The organism is bacterium (assembly GCA_021108215.1).
Lineage (GTDB): Bacteria > Oederibacteriota > JAAXVQ01 > JAAXVQ01 > JAUVAV01 > JAIORK01.
The window spans coordinates 33,137-52,208 of sequence record JAIORK010000004.1; the positions used below are offsets into that span (position 1 = coordinate 33,137).

Genomic DNA, 19,072 nt, shown 5'->3' on the forward strand with positions numbered 1-19,072 from the left:
TTAAATGGCAAATTTAACCGGGAAAGGTATCATCTCACAGATTATTGATTTTTCAACTAGAAAAGCACCACTGTCAAATGCCGAAAAGACAGACGTCGTGATGCCGATTTGATTCATCCGCAAGCGACAAGCAAACATAACGATTGCATGTGTTGCTTGCCAAAAAGTGGCCGGTTTATCTATTGAATCGCGCGGATGAATCAAATCGGCATCACGTCTGTCTTTCGTATATAAGGTTAAACCTGTGGCGCGGCGATTGACTTTACGCAGCCACTGAAGTGCTGCGGAATAGTTTGCGCCGACGTTGTTCCAGTATATTTTCATCAATTTGAACCGGCAACTGATTTAATATATCATAGTAAGCCCCAAAAGCACCCTTGCCGCCAATCTGGAGCAACACGCCCGGTACCATGATCGCAACACCCGCGAGCGACCTGTCTACCGGCTGTGCCCAAACACCCAGTGCCACCCCGCGCGAAAGCGCGCGCATTTTCCGGGCCATTCCGCTAAAGACAACCAGGGTACGCTCAAACCCTGCCGGTTGTGTCTGCGTGATATCCAATGCCGCTTCGGCCTTCATAACACGCAACATGGTTTTAATAAAATTACGCTCCAAACGACGGCTGGTCGGGTCAAGGGTATAGCGCAAGTAGGCCTGCACCACCGGGCTGTTCACCTCCCGCAGCAATTGTCCTAAACGCGAATCAGCCGGTCCGGCTTGCGTGACAACATGTTTTAAATAACCCATAGGATCACTGCGCATCGCCATGGTATGAACACGACGCGAAGGAATAAGCCGTATAAGTCCCATCATGACAATATCCCGTCGTACGGGAGCCGGCATCACCTGTTCCACTTCGCCGTCATACGAATTTGCCCGTATCTGCCGGGGCAATTGTGCGGACATCAATTTGCGCGCCACCACATTTTCGCCCACCGGAGCTGAAATCTCAAAAACCCGCGGGTCAGCCATGGGAATACCCATGATCTCTACAGTATCCACTTCACCGCTGACCATCCCATGCACTTGAATATCCAGGTCCTCACCCAGAGCCAGCAGGCTTGCTTGCGACCTTAGGGCCTGACGCTCCAATTCAGCATTTAATTGCACACCCGTGGTTTCATCCAGCATACCGGTTTTTCCAGCTTCAACATCAGACACTGCGGTCAATGCCTTCTCAACCATACTGAGACGCGCAACCAAACCGGCAACACCGGGCTGCCCGCGCAGCCGGCTCAAGGCGAGACGTACTGCAACCAATTGTGAAGCATCGGTTTTCGGCATCGACATGAGATGTACCCGCCGGCCTTCTACCCTGGCTGCGCTCTCAATACCACGTTGCGCGGCATTCTCTTCCATAACCATTGGCGCACCAATAAAGTTATCCGCGACACCGTTGGTATTCAATCTCTGTACCGCCGCATCCAGATTTTGACTTTCTTGGACCAATTGACTCAAGATGGCGGCACGGCTGCCTTCCGGAATGCCCTTCATCTGCGAGACCACCCGTACCATCGTTGCCAAGGTCGGCGCCGCACCGCGCGCCAGCTCTTGCTCGAGTACTTTTTGGACAGAATCCATACTGGTATCTTTGCCCAACAAAATTTCCGCCTCTGCCAAATAGCGCCCGACAAGCTTGGCCACTTCCGCTGTGGTCACACCGATATTTTCACGCGCACGTTGATACCATTGCGCAGCAGTCTCTTGTCCGCGCAGGCTCGTCACCCGGTTGGTTTCTGTTTCTTCTGTCAGATCTTCCAACGCACTTTCAACACCCAAATCCTGTGCCAGCCCATCCCAACGACTCCGGGCATAATATTTTTCTGATTGATAACCCACAATGGCACCAAAAAGAAACACCTGGGCACGATAACGAAGCCGTGCCATTGCGGTGCGCAAGGTCCCATCATCAACCGGTATGACCTGCGACATCGTGCGCAGCAACTGGTCGGGAACGAAAATCGTAGCCCATTGACCATGCTCCGCCGCAGTCCCTTCCTCTGAATAACTTCCCAACAGACTGTTGCTTAAGAAGCGTTTGAAGAACCCGCCTTTTTGCGAAAGCGCCTGCAAGTGAATTTGTTTAATATTGTGTTGCTTCGCCATGACGGCATCGGGAATCACCAAGCTCCGCTTAATTGCATTAATGCGCGGGTCAGCTTGATCAATCACAACCGGCTCAGCACCGCGCATACCGGCAAAAACGCCCACCACTGTTTGGACAATTACAAACCCGGCCAAAACAATCCCGGACAAAGCCCGCAGCGGTGCACGCGCATTCAGATTCCCACTGGTACCGGGATCATTGACAAACAGCAAACTGCGGATACCATACTGCATGATACGTCTTGGCAGACTGCGGATCCCCCGCAAGGGTTGGTTCAAAGGTTCGGGCAATATATTTTTCAGATGCTGCATATGCTTCCGGATTTCACTCTCAGCTGTCCGGCCGCCGGTTATCTTGGCCGCAGCCTCTGCTGCGGGTGCGCCTGGTTCAAGCCGATTCCCCTGGTCATCATACCGGCGTACATGGGTTAATAAACCCTGATAGTCCAGCCGCATGACACCGACTTTTTCATCGGCAGCACCATAACTTAACAACAATTCATTTCCTTGCCGGATCATACCGGTGACAAAAATCACCGGCGCTTGAAACCGTCCCGGTTGCTCCCAGTCTGCCCGGGCGGTAATCAACCGGTCCGAGCAACGATGCTTCACAATTGGGAATCCATCCGCCTGCTCCTCTAAAATCATAAACGACTGGGTGTAGCCGGTTTGATCATCTTTTTTACCATGATAATTCAAAAGCCACTCGGTCGGCGAGATACGGATGGGCGGCGCACTTGCGCCAATGCGGTCACCTTCCCAATCGAACAAGGGTGATGCCAGGATACGCTGCTGGTTACTCTTCCACAGGTCCGTTACTTTTCCGGCAGCCCGCATAAAAATAGACGGTTTAATCGCACCCGCTGTATCCGGATAGGCGGCCGCATCCTGAGGACGGTGAAGACTCACAAACATCGCTTCCCCATTTACTTGCATTTTTTCCGGGAACAGCATCACATCGCGGTTCTCACCCAATTCAGGATCTGTGAGATGGGTCATGTATTGGAATGCTTTGGCATAATCACCCTGCGTCAATGCATCCAAATTCACTTTATACAAAACATTGCTGGTTACATTTTCCGCAGCAGCCCGGCCAAACGAATTTTCACCTGTCCGGACCCAATCCGGGGCCGCCTGCAGCGGATCGTCTTTTTCCCAATAAGCTCCCGGCGGGAACATACGTGTGGCAACTACCATATAGGTTTCACCCTCTATTTGAAAAAAGCGCGGATCTTCAATCCCGCCATTGGCATAATCAACTACATTTTCACCCAGATGATTTTCTGTATAAATCCGACCCGCCTCGTACTGAAGCGCAGGTTCCAGCGCGGGTTTTGAAAAATCAGCCTGCCAGGTTTTCCCCTGATCATCACTAAATGCATAGCCCAGGAATATGGGATACGGTAACGGCTTGCCAAGAATCCGCTTTTGGGCATAGGGTCCGGTGGCCCGGAAAAGCATGTGAATCCTGCCGGTCTTCGGGTCCTGAATAATTGCCGGATTAAGCACCATGGTATCAGCCCAATCCGAACCTGCTTTGGGTCCAAATAGAAGCTTTCTTTCCAAAATAAAAGGATAAGCCTCTTTTTCCGTTTGTTCCAAATTCAGTTGTAAAACCTTCACTGTTTTTGCTCTATACGATTTTTCCGCCACCACGACAAAACCCAGCTTAGTGTAAAAATCTTCCGCTTCAGGGGTTTCCAGCGTTATACGCCGGGGGCCCTGGGGCAGACGTAAATACCCGCGTGAGCGAAATTCAGAAATCACTTCAGACATCAGTGCACTACCCAGTTTTTGTTTTTGGTATTCGGTCGCCACAGCCAGGGTACTCACGTACAGGCTGTCTTGGCCGGTCTCAGAATCTTGCTTGCCGGACTGCTCAAATGCCATCAGGATGGCTATCGGCCGGCCCTGGGCATCAAGAATTGCACGGCTGTGCTCAAACTTGGCCAACTGAGACCTTCCAAAAATACCTCCCTCTCCCACCAAAAGGGATTCACGCCGTCCAACCACACCGGTGCTACGCAGCAATTCAGTTATTTCGTCAATGTAGAGCCACATGAAATCACTGTCCGCCCGAACGATTTCCAGGGTCTCCCCTGAATCAAGCGTGATCATTTTTCTTTCGGAAATACTGGATATGTTTTCCTCATCTTGGGCGCGTTTCGCACTTAACCGATTACGGATTTGTGTTGCCCAGCGGGATTCCCACAGTCTTTTCACACCCGGCAACAAGGCCAGCATACCCACAAAGTGGGTTCGAAAGGTTTCATGAAAACGGATTTGTGCAGCAGCCTGCGGATCAGCTTGCGTCAGAATATTCATGGCCGCTTCATTGACCCGGCCGTCCGACCAAGCCAGAGCCCGGTTCCAGGCCTGCATGTTTATAGTGTAACGGACAGACATATTTTGGCCCTCTTGCCAGGCTGCGTATGCCTCAGCATCCTGTCGCAATGCCGAAAAGGGGCGGTCCCCCGCCTTGGCCTGCGAGGTATAAAAATGCTCCCACAAAGCTTCGGCCATGGCCTGCCGGGCAGACCGGGCCAGACGATAGTAATGCACCGCGCCCACGGTCAGATAAGCGCCGCCAAACAAGGACATCAGGGGCAGCATAATTCCCCATAGCCCCCCCGGCGCCAGACCCGCCGCGGCAACACTCAGGGCCAGCAATCCCAGACCGGCCAGACCCGCGAAAAAGGAAGCTGTCCTGGCACCAATCGCGCGGAAGGGATGGGTATGCTGGGTGTCAATCACCCGCGTATTGCCGGTATCCGTGATCATGCTAACCTGGCCGCTGTGGGTCCCGACAGTATAATCAAAAACATACGTCGTGTTCCCGGCACCATCCTGTGTTCTGGTCACAGGTACTGTGCCGACATCCCCGTTTTCATCATACAACCGTGCCTTCCATCCATCATCATTGTATAATTCTGCACTGAACATGATGCTGCCATTCAAGGCGTCAATAAAGCGAATGGTATAATACGTTTTATCCGTATACGTCTGATCAACAACAATACCGTCCTCGCTGACGGTAAAGACGTGATACGGACCGCCTTGATTTTCCCGCAAATAGACATCCCCGGAAGCTGTAATCCCAATCATCGTATCGGCGAAGTTATACAGCAATTGATCCACACCGGATACTTCGCCATGATAGAACCGGGTGCCGTTGGTATGATAATAGTCGATGATATACTGGTTGCCGCCCTGCCAGTAAACCTTCAGCAGGCCGATATCAAACAGGGTTGCCTGCACATCAGGATATTTTACCGGATAGGCCGCGCTCACCACCAAACCGCTTCCCGGCACATCAAGAAAACTTACTTGCAGACGGGTATCCGCTTGCCACACCAACGTGGCCGGCACCGTCTGATAGACAACACCGGTCGCGAGATTATAAAACTCCATTTCTTCGGTCTCCAGATTCAAGCGCGCGGCATGCGTAATACTGCCTGACGTCAGATCTGAAAAATGCATCAAATAATAATTGCGGCCTTCTACTTGTATATGCTCCGCAGTGCGGCCCCCTTCGTATAAGGTAAAAGAATGACTGCCCACCGCCCCGGTTTGATCTGTATAAACTTCCGTCATGCGCAGAAGCCCCTCGTCCGTCAGTTCAATTTTTACTCCGTTTTGTTCAAACAACACCTGGTTCGTGCCGCTGACCACGCCATGATATTGATTGATGCCTTGGTCGTCAAAATAATCAATAATAAAATCACCACTGGTATGTTTATAAACCGCCAAACGCCCTAAATCCAGCAATGTGGCCTGTACATTGGCATATTTCACCGGGTAGGCTGCGGTGACAATTTCATTATCTCCCCGGGTATTCTGAAACGTCGCCTGCAAACTGGAATTCGCCTGGAACACCACCTGGGCCGGTGTGGATTCCGCCGGCGTACCGGTTTGAGGGTCAAAATATTCCATTACCCAATCGCCGGCCTGTTTTTGCAAGGCAGCGGCATAGGCCACGCCGCCATTGGCAGCATCAACAAAATGAACAAGATAAAAATTCCGGCCTTCCACCCGCACATGCTCTTTGACGACATTGGAAACATCAATAATATACGTATGATCACCCTGCGCACCTGCATCGGTTTGATACGGTTCTTTCACCCACAACTCGCCATTGGCGCGCAAAATAATGAGCACACCCGACTGGTTGAAAAGTACCTGATCCGAATTCCCGGGCGTGACTTCCCCGTGGTAAAGGCGGGTGCCGGCATCATCGTAATAATCAATTACAAACTGGCCTGTCTCCGAGCGGAAAACGCGCAACCGGCCAATATTGAACAAATTACTTTGAATCCCCTCATAAGCAACCGGGAAATTCACCGTGACACTACTGCCATCGCCGCGGGCATCCTCAAACGTGGCACTCAAGCTCGTATCTTCGTGCTGCACGACTTGTGCAGATACGCGCCAGACGCCTCCGGTATTCGGATCCAACAAGGCTATACCGGTTACCGGATCAATAAATTCCATAACCCATTGCCCGTCCACTTTCAGCAACGTGGCAGCATAGACAACTTGCCCGGTGTTTTGTTCCACAAAATGTGCGATATAATAATTGTTCCCTTGCACGTGAATATGTTCCGCCACCACACGACTAAAATCCACTACATAGCTATGCAAGCCTGACTGACCTTGGGCGCTGGTATATGCTTCGGTAACTTGTATGGCGCCTGCGGCAGTTAATATGATGGTGGCATCACTGCCGGTGAATACCACTTGTTCCTGACCGGAAGGGGCCATGGTGTCATGAAAAATACGGCTGCCGGCTTGATCAAAATAATCCACCACATACTCACCGGATTCGGTCTGATACACGCGCAACCGGCCGATATTAAACAAACTGCTGTGAATCGCTGCATAGAACGGGGCAAACTCAATGGAGACCGGCGTGTTATTTTCTTTTTCATTTTGAAAGGTCAGGGTCATGCCCGTATCAGCACGCCAAACAGCCTGTACCGGTATACGCCAAGCATCACCACTCGTGGGATGGCGCAACGCTTCTCCGGTGACAGGATCAAAGTATTCCAGAATCCAAGCCCCGTCTTGTTCCAACAGGGCTCCGGAATAATTCACGTCGCTGATTCCCGGTGTCATAAAATTAACGATGTAATGATTATTGCCGCCCACATGAATGTGTTCCGCAATCTGCGGTGCATCCCATACCGTATAGGAACGCATTCCCACCACTTGTCCGGATTGATCCGCATAAGGTTCTTCCAAAAAAACCGCACCGGAAGACAATACCGTAAGAGTGATATTGCCCTTGTGATACAATACCTGGTCTTCATCATTCGGCATGGCTTCAAAGTAATGACTCTTGCCCTGGTCATCAATCAGACTGATTGCAATGATGCCGTTATCTTGATGATTCACTCTGAAACGGTCACTCCTGAACGTATAGACCGTCATTTCAACCTCAGTAAAAATCGGCTCACAACCGGCAATAATCAAAACAGTCGCAACCGGGAACACCAGGGCCAACGGACCCAACGCGCGCGGCAATCTCACCCGATGCCCGCTTAAAAGCCCGGTTGCCAGGATACGTCCCAGTTTTTCAATCCCCGGGAGCAGTGCCAAAAGACCCAAAAATTCAGTCCTAAACATTTCATGCCATTTAACTTGTTGGGCTTGTTCCGGATTTCGCTGCCGTAAAACAGCCATGGCAGCTTCATTCATCCTGCCGTCCGACCAGGCAATGGCTTCGCGGCGGGCTTGTTTTTTCAGGGAATTTACACTTTCAGACGACAAGGTATTGCGCCAGGCAGCATAGGCGTCCGCATCCCGGCGCAGGTCTTTAAATGTACGGTCATCAGGACCGGCGCGCGATTCGTAATGATGGCGTAACAGACTCTCCAGCACAGCCTGCTCCACAGCCCGCCCAATTTGAAAATAGCGTACCGCGCCCCAGGCAAGATAAGCAGAAGACAACACTGCCGTGAAAGATGCCACGATCAATCCAATACCCGGTTCCACACTCCCCAAACCAAGCCAGGCGCCCAACCCGATCAACACAACACTTGCCACACCGGACACAACGGAAGAAACATAACCGGTACGCGCCCGGAAAGGATGCCGCTTCTTTGTCGTATCCGGTTGAACGGTTTGTTCACCCAAAGTTTTTTGTTTTTCAGTATACTCTTGAATACCTTGATTAATTTTAGTACGCAGCGTCGGCAAATATGCCCGTGCCTCGGCCAGTACTGCCGCCGCCTCAGCCGGAACCGCACCGTTATTTTTGGCACGGATATACTGCTCTGTCTGATCAATAACCTTTGCCGGATCAGCACGCACACCGGAAAAACGGGCGGCCAGTTCCATGATCCCAAAAAAACTGGAGAACCCTTTTTCCAAAGACGGCTCCATCTCCGTACCTTCATTCCAATCATCCCAGGTCATGAGCTTGGCCCATTCCAAATCACCCTGCCGCTGGACGGCATAATCAATTGTCTTGGACAAAATGGCACCCGGCTTGGTCCGGCTCCCGCCCCATGTTTTCAACTTGCGCGTCACACCGCGGCCCCAATCGCCCCCGCCCAGTTCGGCGTCATCAAATTCGCTGTAAATCGAAGCCACCCCGATTAAATGCTCTGTTTTTTTCCGGACCTTATAGAACCAGGAGCGCGCTGTCTCTTCCCACTTATCCGGCTGGAGCTGCCACAGTGCGCTTTTCGGGCTGCGCAAAAATGTCCCCATATTGATCCATTCATGCAGACCGCTCGCTATTTTATAATATCCGGGATGCACGGTGGTATCACCGATCAGGAGAAAAACATACCCTTCCGCTTCCAGTTCCGCAATAACCTGTTCATAATCCCAGGGATAGAACCCGGTGGACATCATCCCGAACAAATAAATCACTGGAATTTTATTTACGCGCTGATACGCCGGACTCATGGCGTAATTCTCCAAAATATACTTCAACTGAGATTTGAAAATTTTTGTATCCGGGTTGCCCTGCGCATCTTTGGCCAAACGGGTTTCATACATCAATGCCAGAGAAAAATCACCTGCCTCTTCAGCCAATTGGAACAACTGCGGAAGATGCTTTTCATAAGGTCTTTTTCCAGCATAATAATCAATACTGAATCCATTGATCCCCATTGCTTTGGATACCTGAATCAGCCAGCGGATGTACTCCGGATCTGAAGAACTGAAATTCCCGATCAGGGGATGATGCACCGAGGCAATATCCTTCGGATCGATATTGGCCTGATGGTCAAAAGCAAACCATCCCCATTCATCTAATTCGGCTGTGCTTTTATAATCCGCTTCGTTTGAATACCACCAGACAGCATGCGGAATAATTTTGGGTCCCGCTTGGCGGGCAAAATAACCGGCCCGGGACTTAATCGCCAGGGCTTCTTCCACCGACTGAATTCCGGCAACTGTGAGCGAGGCATGCGGTGCCGGATAAACCTGCGCAACCTGTTGCTCCTCCACTTCTTCCTTATCCACCACCAACAGACGGGTATTGCGCGCATCAAAATTAACAAAAGTCTCCTGATCGGTAATCCGTTTGGGATAAGAACTGATGCCTGCCTCAAACCGTAACTGTCTTGAACCGGTTATGCCGAGATCACTCAGCCGGAAAACCAGTTTTCCCTGATATTTGGTATCCGGCTGGAGTTTGATATAGCCATCCGGAAAATCTTCGTTATAGACAATAAAAAACCATTCATGACTCGCGGCCACCACATCGAGTTGCACCAGGACATCTTGTTGATCAAAATCAATGGTAATCGGTTCATTGTTAAAAAATATCACGGAGCCATAGGTTGCTTCATAACTATAATTAGGATAAATGGTAAAAGCTGATCCGCGCATGCGCATCGACGCACCCACCGGATAGTACACACTCAACAGCGGCATCTCCCGCTTGATCACCGCAGGATCAATTTTTTCGCCGCGCTGTAATCGCTGGGAATAACTCGCCGGAATGTCCAAAGCCGCCGGTTGACTGATGTCCGTCTCAGGTGATCTACTCTCGCGAATCCAGGTATTTATTTTTTGATACGTGAAAAAACCCACAACCCCTGCAACTGCAACCACCAAAGAGACTCCCGTCAGCAAACGCCGTGTCCGCCCCGGCCGTGCCGGCATTGATTGGCGCACTGTTTTCATCCTGCCGCTAAGTGTCGGCACAAAAGGCAATAACCCCAGCACACCATAAAAATCATTGGAAAATGTTTCGTGATAACGGATCAGCGCGGCGGCAGCAGGTGCGTCTTTTTCCAAATAACGCATGGCGGTATCCTGGATCATGCCGTCAGACCAGGCAATGGCTGAACGACGGGCCTGCTCTAGAACCGGCTGCTTGATTTCCTCAGACTGCGTTTTCCACCACCGGTTGTACCGGCGGGGTGATTTGATAAATTCATCAAATGGCAAAGCACCTTCTTTGGCTGTCGCCGTGTATAGTTTGCCGAAAAGATTTTTACGCATTGCATTTTCTACAGCAGTTGCCACGCGATAATACCGTATGGCACCCCAGGTAAAATATGCCGAGGTGATAAAACCGGTTCCCAGCGTCACCAGGGTTGCCAGCGTGGGTTCCGCCAAACCATTCCCCCAGGAATATCCCAACCCCAATGCCGCAATACTCAACCCCATAGAAAGCAGACTGGCTCCCAGACCTGTGCTGGCCCGAAAAGGATGACGGGTCAATTTTTTTGCAGATGAAGTAACCTGCGTCTCACCGGCCTGGGATTTCTCAACCACCCGGATACGACTTGCCTGCATACCAAACTCAGCCATAACGTCCGTTTCCGCTCCCATTGAGGTGCCATTTAAAACGCCGCATTCCAAGCGGAGACTCTGCCTTCCAATTAATCCCAAATCATTTAGCCGAAGGATAATCTTACCTACCTGATTGGTTGACGGCAGCACAGTCACGCTGCCGCCCGGCAGAAATTCGTTGTGTATGATAAATTGCCATTGCCGGGAAACCGCTTTAACATCTATCTCAATCATCACTTCCTGGTTATCAAAATCCACATTAATACTATGATTGCCATTGAGCATAATTGAACCGGCAATATTGTCGTCCGCCCGGATGATAAAATTATTCCCCCGCATACGCAGGCTTGCGCCCTGGGATTTATAAGCGCCGAAAAGCGACAATTCCTGCGTTATCCGGGTTCCGTTCAAAACGTCTCCCAAAGTAAAATCACCTTGTGCAATTAAACGCCGGATGCGTTCCACATCAACCGATTCCGGTAAAACCCACCCTTTGAGCTCCGGTGTGCTTTCTTTCAAAGAAATCAAGGCATTCATTATCTTAAAATAGCTCCACAGCCCCATCCCCGCAACCATCACGGTCCCCATAACAAACCAGACAATCGTGGAGCGGCGGGCGCTAGATTTCCGTTCCGGAAACCAGGCAATTTTACTGCGCACCGAGCGACGGCTTCCTTGCAGATAGTAACCGGACAAAAAACTTCGCGCAATTGGCAACAGCGCCAGCATGCCGCTCACATCGTTTTTAAATTCTTCATGCAAACGAACCAGCAGCGCGTAGTGATAATAATCACGCTCCATAATCTTCATGGCCTGTTCATTAATCCGGCCATCAGACCAGGCAATCGCAGCAGACCGCGCTTCCGTCCGCATCCGGCGCATGGTCAAAGATGGAATGGCATCCAACCACTCACGATAACGACGGCGATCTTTTTTCAAATCAGAAAAAGTCGTGTGATCGGTTTTAGCGCTTTGTCCCCAATAAGAAACCAATGCGCTTTCCAGCATCACCTTACGGGTTACACGGGCCAGCATCCAATAGCGCATCGCGCCCACTGCCAGATACACACCGGATAATTCAGAAACAATAAACACAATCATGGAAAGCGACGGATCACCAAACAACCCTCCCAGCATAAAGGAAAAACCGAGTAATCCAACACTCACCAGACCGGCCACCCCGGCTGCAACATATCCCTTGCGTGCCGTGAAACTGTGAATTTCTGTTTTGATAACCTCGGTTTCTTCAGCAACCGTCGTCGTTGGCCCGGACAAAAAGTTTTTAAACAACCGCGGCCATTGCGGCAGTATGCGCTGCATGCGGAAACGACGCGAGCCGTCACGTTCGCCTTTTTTCACAGACTGGGTTTTTTCACCCTGATCGGTTGGCGAACCGGGTGCCGGCGGCTCATCCATCCCGGTCTTGGCCAGGCGTCTTACTTTTTTCTCAAACCCGAACATGCTGCGCAGCCAGTAAATCGGATTGAATTCCAGGGTGGCTTTATCCATCAGATCCGGGCGCCGGGCCTGAACATAACGCACAAAATCCATGAGCGGCAACAGCGTATCGTCCCCAAACATGGCGTTACCGTGTCTGAATGTGCCGGTCACTCCGCGTTGATTGGCCGTATTAGAGAGATGCAGCCAATTAATCATATGATTGTTTTCTTCGAAAAATTTCAGGACTTCTTCCAAAACCAAGCCCCGGATCGTTTTAATTTCTTCCGGCGTTTTAGCATCAGTAAACCGGGTGTAAAGGTCATGCCGTTCCTCGTGAATCCAGTGCCAGGGATCAAACAAAATAAATATGGGCGGTGCACGACCGGTATCGCGTAAATAAATTTCACGCCAGGTCTTAATAAAATCCATCTGGGCTGCAATGTTGTATGGCATTTCACGCGTAAAATTGAACCAGTTGTGCGGTTCAATCATCAGCTGTACATTATTTTTTTCCGCCAAACGCAATGTATGCATCACTGCATCATGCATGGTGTCAAAATTTTCCATTTGCCTGACATGATCAAAGAACAAATCCAAATCCGAAGAATGTAAAACCAAACGGCCGGGATGGGCATCACTCCAGGGACGCCGGACCAATTGATAGACTTTCTTCATGTCAAAGGGGTGCATCTGGGTATGAATGGAGCGCATGGGCAAACGGCCGCGGGCAAATTCATCCAGCGCCTTATCAATCTGAAGCGTATCCCCGTAAACTTCAACCCGCACAATGCCGAACAAGACGCGGGCAAAATACATATAAGTCCGGAAAAAAGGACGTATTACCGCCGCAACCGCTGCACGGACAAACTTGGGCATCCGGCTGACGGGATATAAAATCGTGGTGGAGATGGATCCTTGGGAATAAAGCTTTTTAAACATGCGCACATCTTCATCCGTGAATTCGGTCTCCGAGGCCAAATGGGTAATCTGCGGCATTTTAACATCCGAGACCGGCATGGGAATGCGGTTGTCGGACGGGTATTCACCCGGCATGAACAATTCCACAGCGCCTTTGACAAAAACCCGCTCCCCTTCAGGCAACTGCACCCGAAAAATACCGGGCTCGACCATATGATCACGTTTCCAGCCCAAAAGCCGACATTCACCCTGATGCTGCCGGGTCTGGATCAGTTGCAGCCAGCTTGCCATGGATTCCGCCTCTAAAACACCGGCAACAAACTCAACAGATTGTCCGGCGAGTATCAGGCTTCCGATCATCGCGATCGGCGCCAGCAAACGGCCCCGTGCTGCGCCCTCCCAGATGCTGAGCTGGGCATCATCCTCAATACGGATGGTATACATTTTTCTGGTCTCCGGAACCGCAAAGTGAATCAGTGTCCCGGGAATCATCAAGTTTAAATTGACTTTTTTCGCCAGCGGAAGCCGCTTTATCTGTTCCCATGCAAGCATCCGCCGCCCATTACGATAATAAGGCGAGCGGCTCTGATTGGCCACCTGTGGTTGGCGCAGCGAGCGGTGCAGGCGTTTTGCGATCAATTGAACAATGGGACGCATGCCGGGAAGCAGCGCCAACATGCCGGTGAAATCTTTTTTAAATGATTCATGATAATGAATTTGATCAGCCACCCAGGGGCGATCTTCCTGCAAATACGTCATGGCTTCGGCCTGCACCCTGCCGTCGGACCAGGCAATCGCTTCCTGACGGGAACGCTCTTGGATGGATTTACGGACGTAGCCGGGAAGTGACTGATACCACTGTTGATAAAGATTTTTTTTCAGCCGAAAATTTTCAAAAGGCAGCGCATCAGGTCCTGCGCGCGATTCATATTCCTGTCCGGCATAATAATCCCGCATGGCCAGCCGAACAGCGCGGCTGATCGTAAAATACCGGGTGGCAGCCACGGCAAGATAGCCGCCCGAGACCACGGCGGATATCGCGCTGACTGCCAATGCCAGGGAAGGCTCAGTCACATTGATACCCAGCAAAACACCTGCACTAACCAGCACCAACGCGGCCAGCGCGGAAATACCGGCATATAAATACCCGGAAACCGCCCGGAAAGGATGCTGCTGAGTATCGCCTTGACCGCGATCACCGGGTGTCACTGGCTGCGCGTTTTGAACAAACACTCCCGTAGGTTGCAGGGTGCTTACACCGGCGGCCTCCAGTTCCTGAGCAAACATTTGTTTCCAGCCGGTAATGGTCTGCTGGATGTTCTCATCCGGGGCCACATCGTGCAAGTAAACTTCCACGGACGGATAGCCGAATTTCACCTGAACAACATACCGCAGCACCTCAATATCCAGGTCGGAAAGGAGTTTCATATAATTATTTTCATTGATGTACGGGATCAGCGTAAAACTGCGATCTTCACCATAAACCGAACTTTGTGCATTTCGATATAAATAACTCCCGCCCATCTGCAAAACCAGGTTGTACAAATCCTGATAAGTGGGTATGGCGGATGCATCCTGATGCCCGGCTTTATTGAGAATATGCCGAAGGTCCGATTCTGTCACTTCATAGGCCACAAACCCACGGCTGTTACGCATTGTGAGGTCCTGCGAAAGCGCGGCTGCCAGATCAGCCAACGGCGCTTGTGTTGGATCAAGATTTTGCAAGGCTGCCTGCGGATTATAGTTTAGGGAAGGACTGGCATCAGGACGACGCAATGTTTCTACGTTGGCAGCTAAAAATTCCAGCAAGGTGGCATAATGCCAACCCCGGAAAAACCCGGTCATGTTGTCATGGCCCATGTTGCGGGTGATGACCGCCATCTCCGCCATGCTTAGGTCCTGAAACTCATCACCCAGATACAGGCGCAGGTCGCGATTCAGCGTTTCATTGAGTCGTTCCAGAGTATGGAAGTTGAAATCACCGTCATCCGCCAACTCCCTAATCTCCGGCGGATTGATGCCCAGCAAACGGTTGACAAATGCTTCGGCTGTATACCAAAGCTGCTGGTAATAAACCTGCCGCATGTCCCAGCGATAATCATAATTTTCACCCGGAGCATAGAGCATGGCATTGTATTGAAAACGATTATAAGCTGGTTTGTCATAAATCAGGTTGACCGAACGGTGCGCCATATTGATGCCGACTGCCAGCAGCCAAAATGCACCCATGGTCATGACCCGCACACCGAACATAAACCGCATAAACCGGACCGGAAACCAGAAGGGGAAAGTCGCCACCTGGAAGATGCGGATGCCTGTTTTTTGCAGAAAGTTCCCCTCGGTTTTCCAGAAACGGTATTTACGCAGGACTTTTTTGAAAAACCCCTCACGCTCATCCGAGATTCCAAGCATGCGCTTCAGACGCTTCAGCAACCATTGCCCAACCGCAAGCAAGGATTCCAGACTGCGCAGAAAAAAGACCATCCCCACCACCAACACGGTTCCAATGGCAACTTCTGTTGCCAAAAAAATGGCCGGCAGCCGGGTCTCGTATTTCGGCGTATCATAGTCCTCAGCAAAACCCAGTTTTTCCGCCACAGAAGGATTGAACTGATTTTTATTCAGCGGCGCAATTTCACGGTTGGGCGACCATAACACAGCGCCGTTTTGCATCCTGCCAACCCGCTGCCACCCGGCCATGGTCAAGAGCATGTCATACCGGGTTTCATTGGGATGTGTCATGACGATTCCCACCTGGTAGCGCTCCGGTTCCGCCAGAATGCGGCGCAGTAAATAGACCAGATTGTGCCGCTTGCCGATGGCATCCCCCACCAGTTCCGGATCGGAAACCTGGAAAAAATCATTCATGGAAGAAATCCGTTTGGCACCGTGAAAACGCGGCTCACGGTTGGGTGTAAGCGTGGTGTATCCGAAATTAATATCCGGCGCATAGCCCATGCCGAGATCAAAATAATAATAGTAATACCCGGGCAGCATGGCCACCGGCTCGCCGCCCACATCCGGATAAAGATTGGGTGTGGTATTCAGCAAGGAACCGTATAAACCGTGCCAGGGCATGTCCTGCGCGCCGGCCGGGCTGACATTGGGGCTGTATTCGGTTGATCCGGGCTGCCAGGCTACTTCATTGCTGATGGAAACATCCGGCAGTTGCTCGCCCGGCCCGTCCAGATTCACCTGTTGGTACACATAGCGGCTGGCTTCAAAAGACGGAAACTCAACATAACCTCCGGTAATAGTATGCGGATCCGCCGAACTGAGCAGACGGGCATTGACCGTCATCTGTGCGTGCGAATTAAATCCCAAATGACCTTGCGTATCCACGCCCAGCTCAATGATGAATTCCCGATTTTCCCGCATCGCATCGGGCAGTAATTCTTCAAGATTAAACAAGTTGAATCCGGGCATCAACACCGGTGTCAGCTGCACACTCTCCCCGGTTGTGATGTCAATCACATTCACATAACCGTAAGCCAGGCTGGACATACGGTCCACATTGACTTCCAGATATTTAAGTTCGGCGGGATCAAACACCACCCGCCGGTAAGCGGAACCATAGGACTGCTCAGGATCCACACCCTGAATCCGCAGAAAAACCTGGTCCTCTCCCGGTCTTTGCACCAAGGCCACATCCACACCGCTGGATGTGCCGTCCTCGTATTCGGAGCGTAATGTCTCAGCAAACTGGTTGTCTGTGTAATACCAGGCATCCGGACTGGTAAGATTAATTTCATTCGCCGCCACAGCGCCGGCAGCTTCACCGGTCATCACCTTCAAATTCGAGATGGTCATGGTCTGGCCGCTGTTGGAAATCTGCTGCGGTTCCCACGGTGTGTTTTCCGGATGGTAGGCGCAAAGCACACCGATCTCCAGCCAAACATTGGCCGTGAACATGCCTTCCAAATCAAACCGGTAAGTCCCGGGTTCGGTAATCTGGAGCCGCGGACTGATCGCCTGCCCGTCCGCATTGTTCAAAACAATGTATCCGGAGGAAGAAACTTCCTCCACCGTGATCTCCAGCCATTGATTTTCAGGATCAATTTTCAACTGCCTGACCACTGTGCCGGAACTGAGTTCATTGCGGCGCGCTTCCCGTTCCTCCGCACTCATGCCCCAGAGTTCCTGGGGCGTGACACTGTCCCGCGCCCCGGTAATGGTCATGTTTTTCTGTGGATCAAACACATACTCCGAACCGTTGACCAGCCAGCCCAGCAAAAAATTATTTTCATCATAGGACCATGCACCCTCACGCAAAATGTCGGTGCCCGGTTCCAGATTTTCCACACCCCGCACCATCTGCATGGATTCAATCACAGTCACCTGGCCGCTGTTGGACAATTGCTCGGGCGTGGGATCAGGGTGGACATCAGGGTCATACCACTGGCTGTTCACACCGATCTCAATCGGAATCTGCATGCCCACAATACGCATATCCAAAGCTTCATGCTGCATCCGGCTTTTTTCAATAAGTTCAATATCAATTGCCGCATGCTGCTGAGCAATATCCGCCAAAATCCGTTCCGTCATGACTTCGCGCGCCGCTTCATTGTGCGCGATAATTTCCGCATCCACCCGCGTATATTCCTGCTGCGGAACCTGGCCGCCGTACTGCTGAACCAGTTCATTGTAGCGGGATTGCGCATAGCCGGGAAAGGTCGCTTCCAAATCCGCCCATTCACCGGCCCAAAGATCCTGATACTCCTGAGACGCAAAATAAGTTTCCAGTTCATCATGGAGTCGTTGTCCGTCTTCCGCAATAGCGTCATCAATGGCCTGGTGCGCCACAGTGGCATCCACCTCGCCCTCGGGAATCAGATCAATGATTTCCTGGGGAATAATCTCATCGAGATTGAGATAATACACACCAGGCTCGGTGATCGGTATCGGCGAGGTATAAATCTGCGTATAGCGTGTTCCATCAAAACCATAGTGGATGTTGATGTACATGGCGCTGGTCACTTCCGAAATCTCAAGACGCATCATATTATACCCGGTTCCATTCATACTGGTATAAAACAGGACATTGCCGTAACGCTGCTGCTCAGCGGAATCATCTTCAGTCCGCGTCCCGGTCACGGCAATCCGTTGTCCACCCGCATCGTTATCCTCCAGAACCACCTCGGCGCCATAATTCTGAAATTTGCTTAAAACCAGGTCCGGGCCCAACAGCTCAACCCTATCGGCCTCCCCGCTCAAGGGTTGGATATTGTTAAACCGATATTGGCTCATATTAGCCAAATATTCACTCTGGCTGATTTCACGGTAATCGTCCCAATTCTCAATCAAATTGCTCAACGGAAACATCTGCGGGTCCCACTGGCCGAATACCCGCTCAAAGTCCGCAACCACTTGGGCCACCTGCTCCAGGGTGAAGCGTGATGCCAGTTCAGGTGTCATCATGGTTTCCAGATTATAACGCCGGATAATCTGCTGATTGTTCAAACGGTCGATCACCATTTGTGGATTGCGGTCTCCGGCCTCCCAAGCGGCAATCACTGCCAAAACGCCTTCTGTTGGATCTGCAGACGGCATGAACCGCAAAAGCAGATCCTCCATGGTCGGATCGGTGAAATTCCGTTTATATTCCCAACGCATCATAGGTGTCAATAAATCCATCCAGATCGAGCCGCCGCCGCCGACCGGTGGGATGCCTTGCTGGTAAAAACCGAGTGCATTGGAAATTTCCAAAGCAGTCTCGATTTGTGCGGATGTCAGACGGTCCTGATAGTTGGTTTCATTAATATAATCATCCAGACCCACGGATTCATCCAGATATGGATAATAGACGTCAATAATCAACCGGGTGAGCGTTTGCCGGTTATGATAAAGCGT

General features: G+C 51.1%; 2 protein-coding genes (1 of these 2 only partly in view). Both read right to left on the reverse strand.

Annotation, left to right across the window (positions count from 1 at the left end):
• Complete coding sequence (locus K8S19_00890; protein ID MCD4812241.1) at positions 1-324, reverse strand: hypothetical protein; 324 nt, start codon at positions 322-324, stop codon at positions 1-3.
• Positions 263-19,072, reverse strand: the 3' portion of a protein-coding gene (locus K8S19_00895) for a GNAT family N-acetyltransferase (GenBank protein MCD4812242.1). Its footprint extends 9,591 nt past the window's final position; the window shows 18,810 of its 28,401 coding nt (coding positions 9,592-28,401); the start codon falls outside the window, past its right edge; its stop codon occupies positions 263-265. The genes K8S19_00890 and K8S19_00895 overlap by 62 nt, the downstream gene beginning before the upstream one ends.

Bases quoted from the DNA above. Each gene is read 5' to 3' on its own strand.
- K8S19_00890 (MCD4812241.1), bottom strand. From the start codon at position 324: ATGAAAATATACTGGAACAACGTCGGCGCAAACTATTCCGCAGCACTT.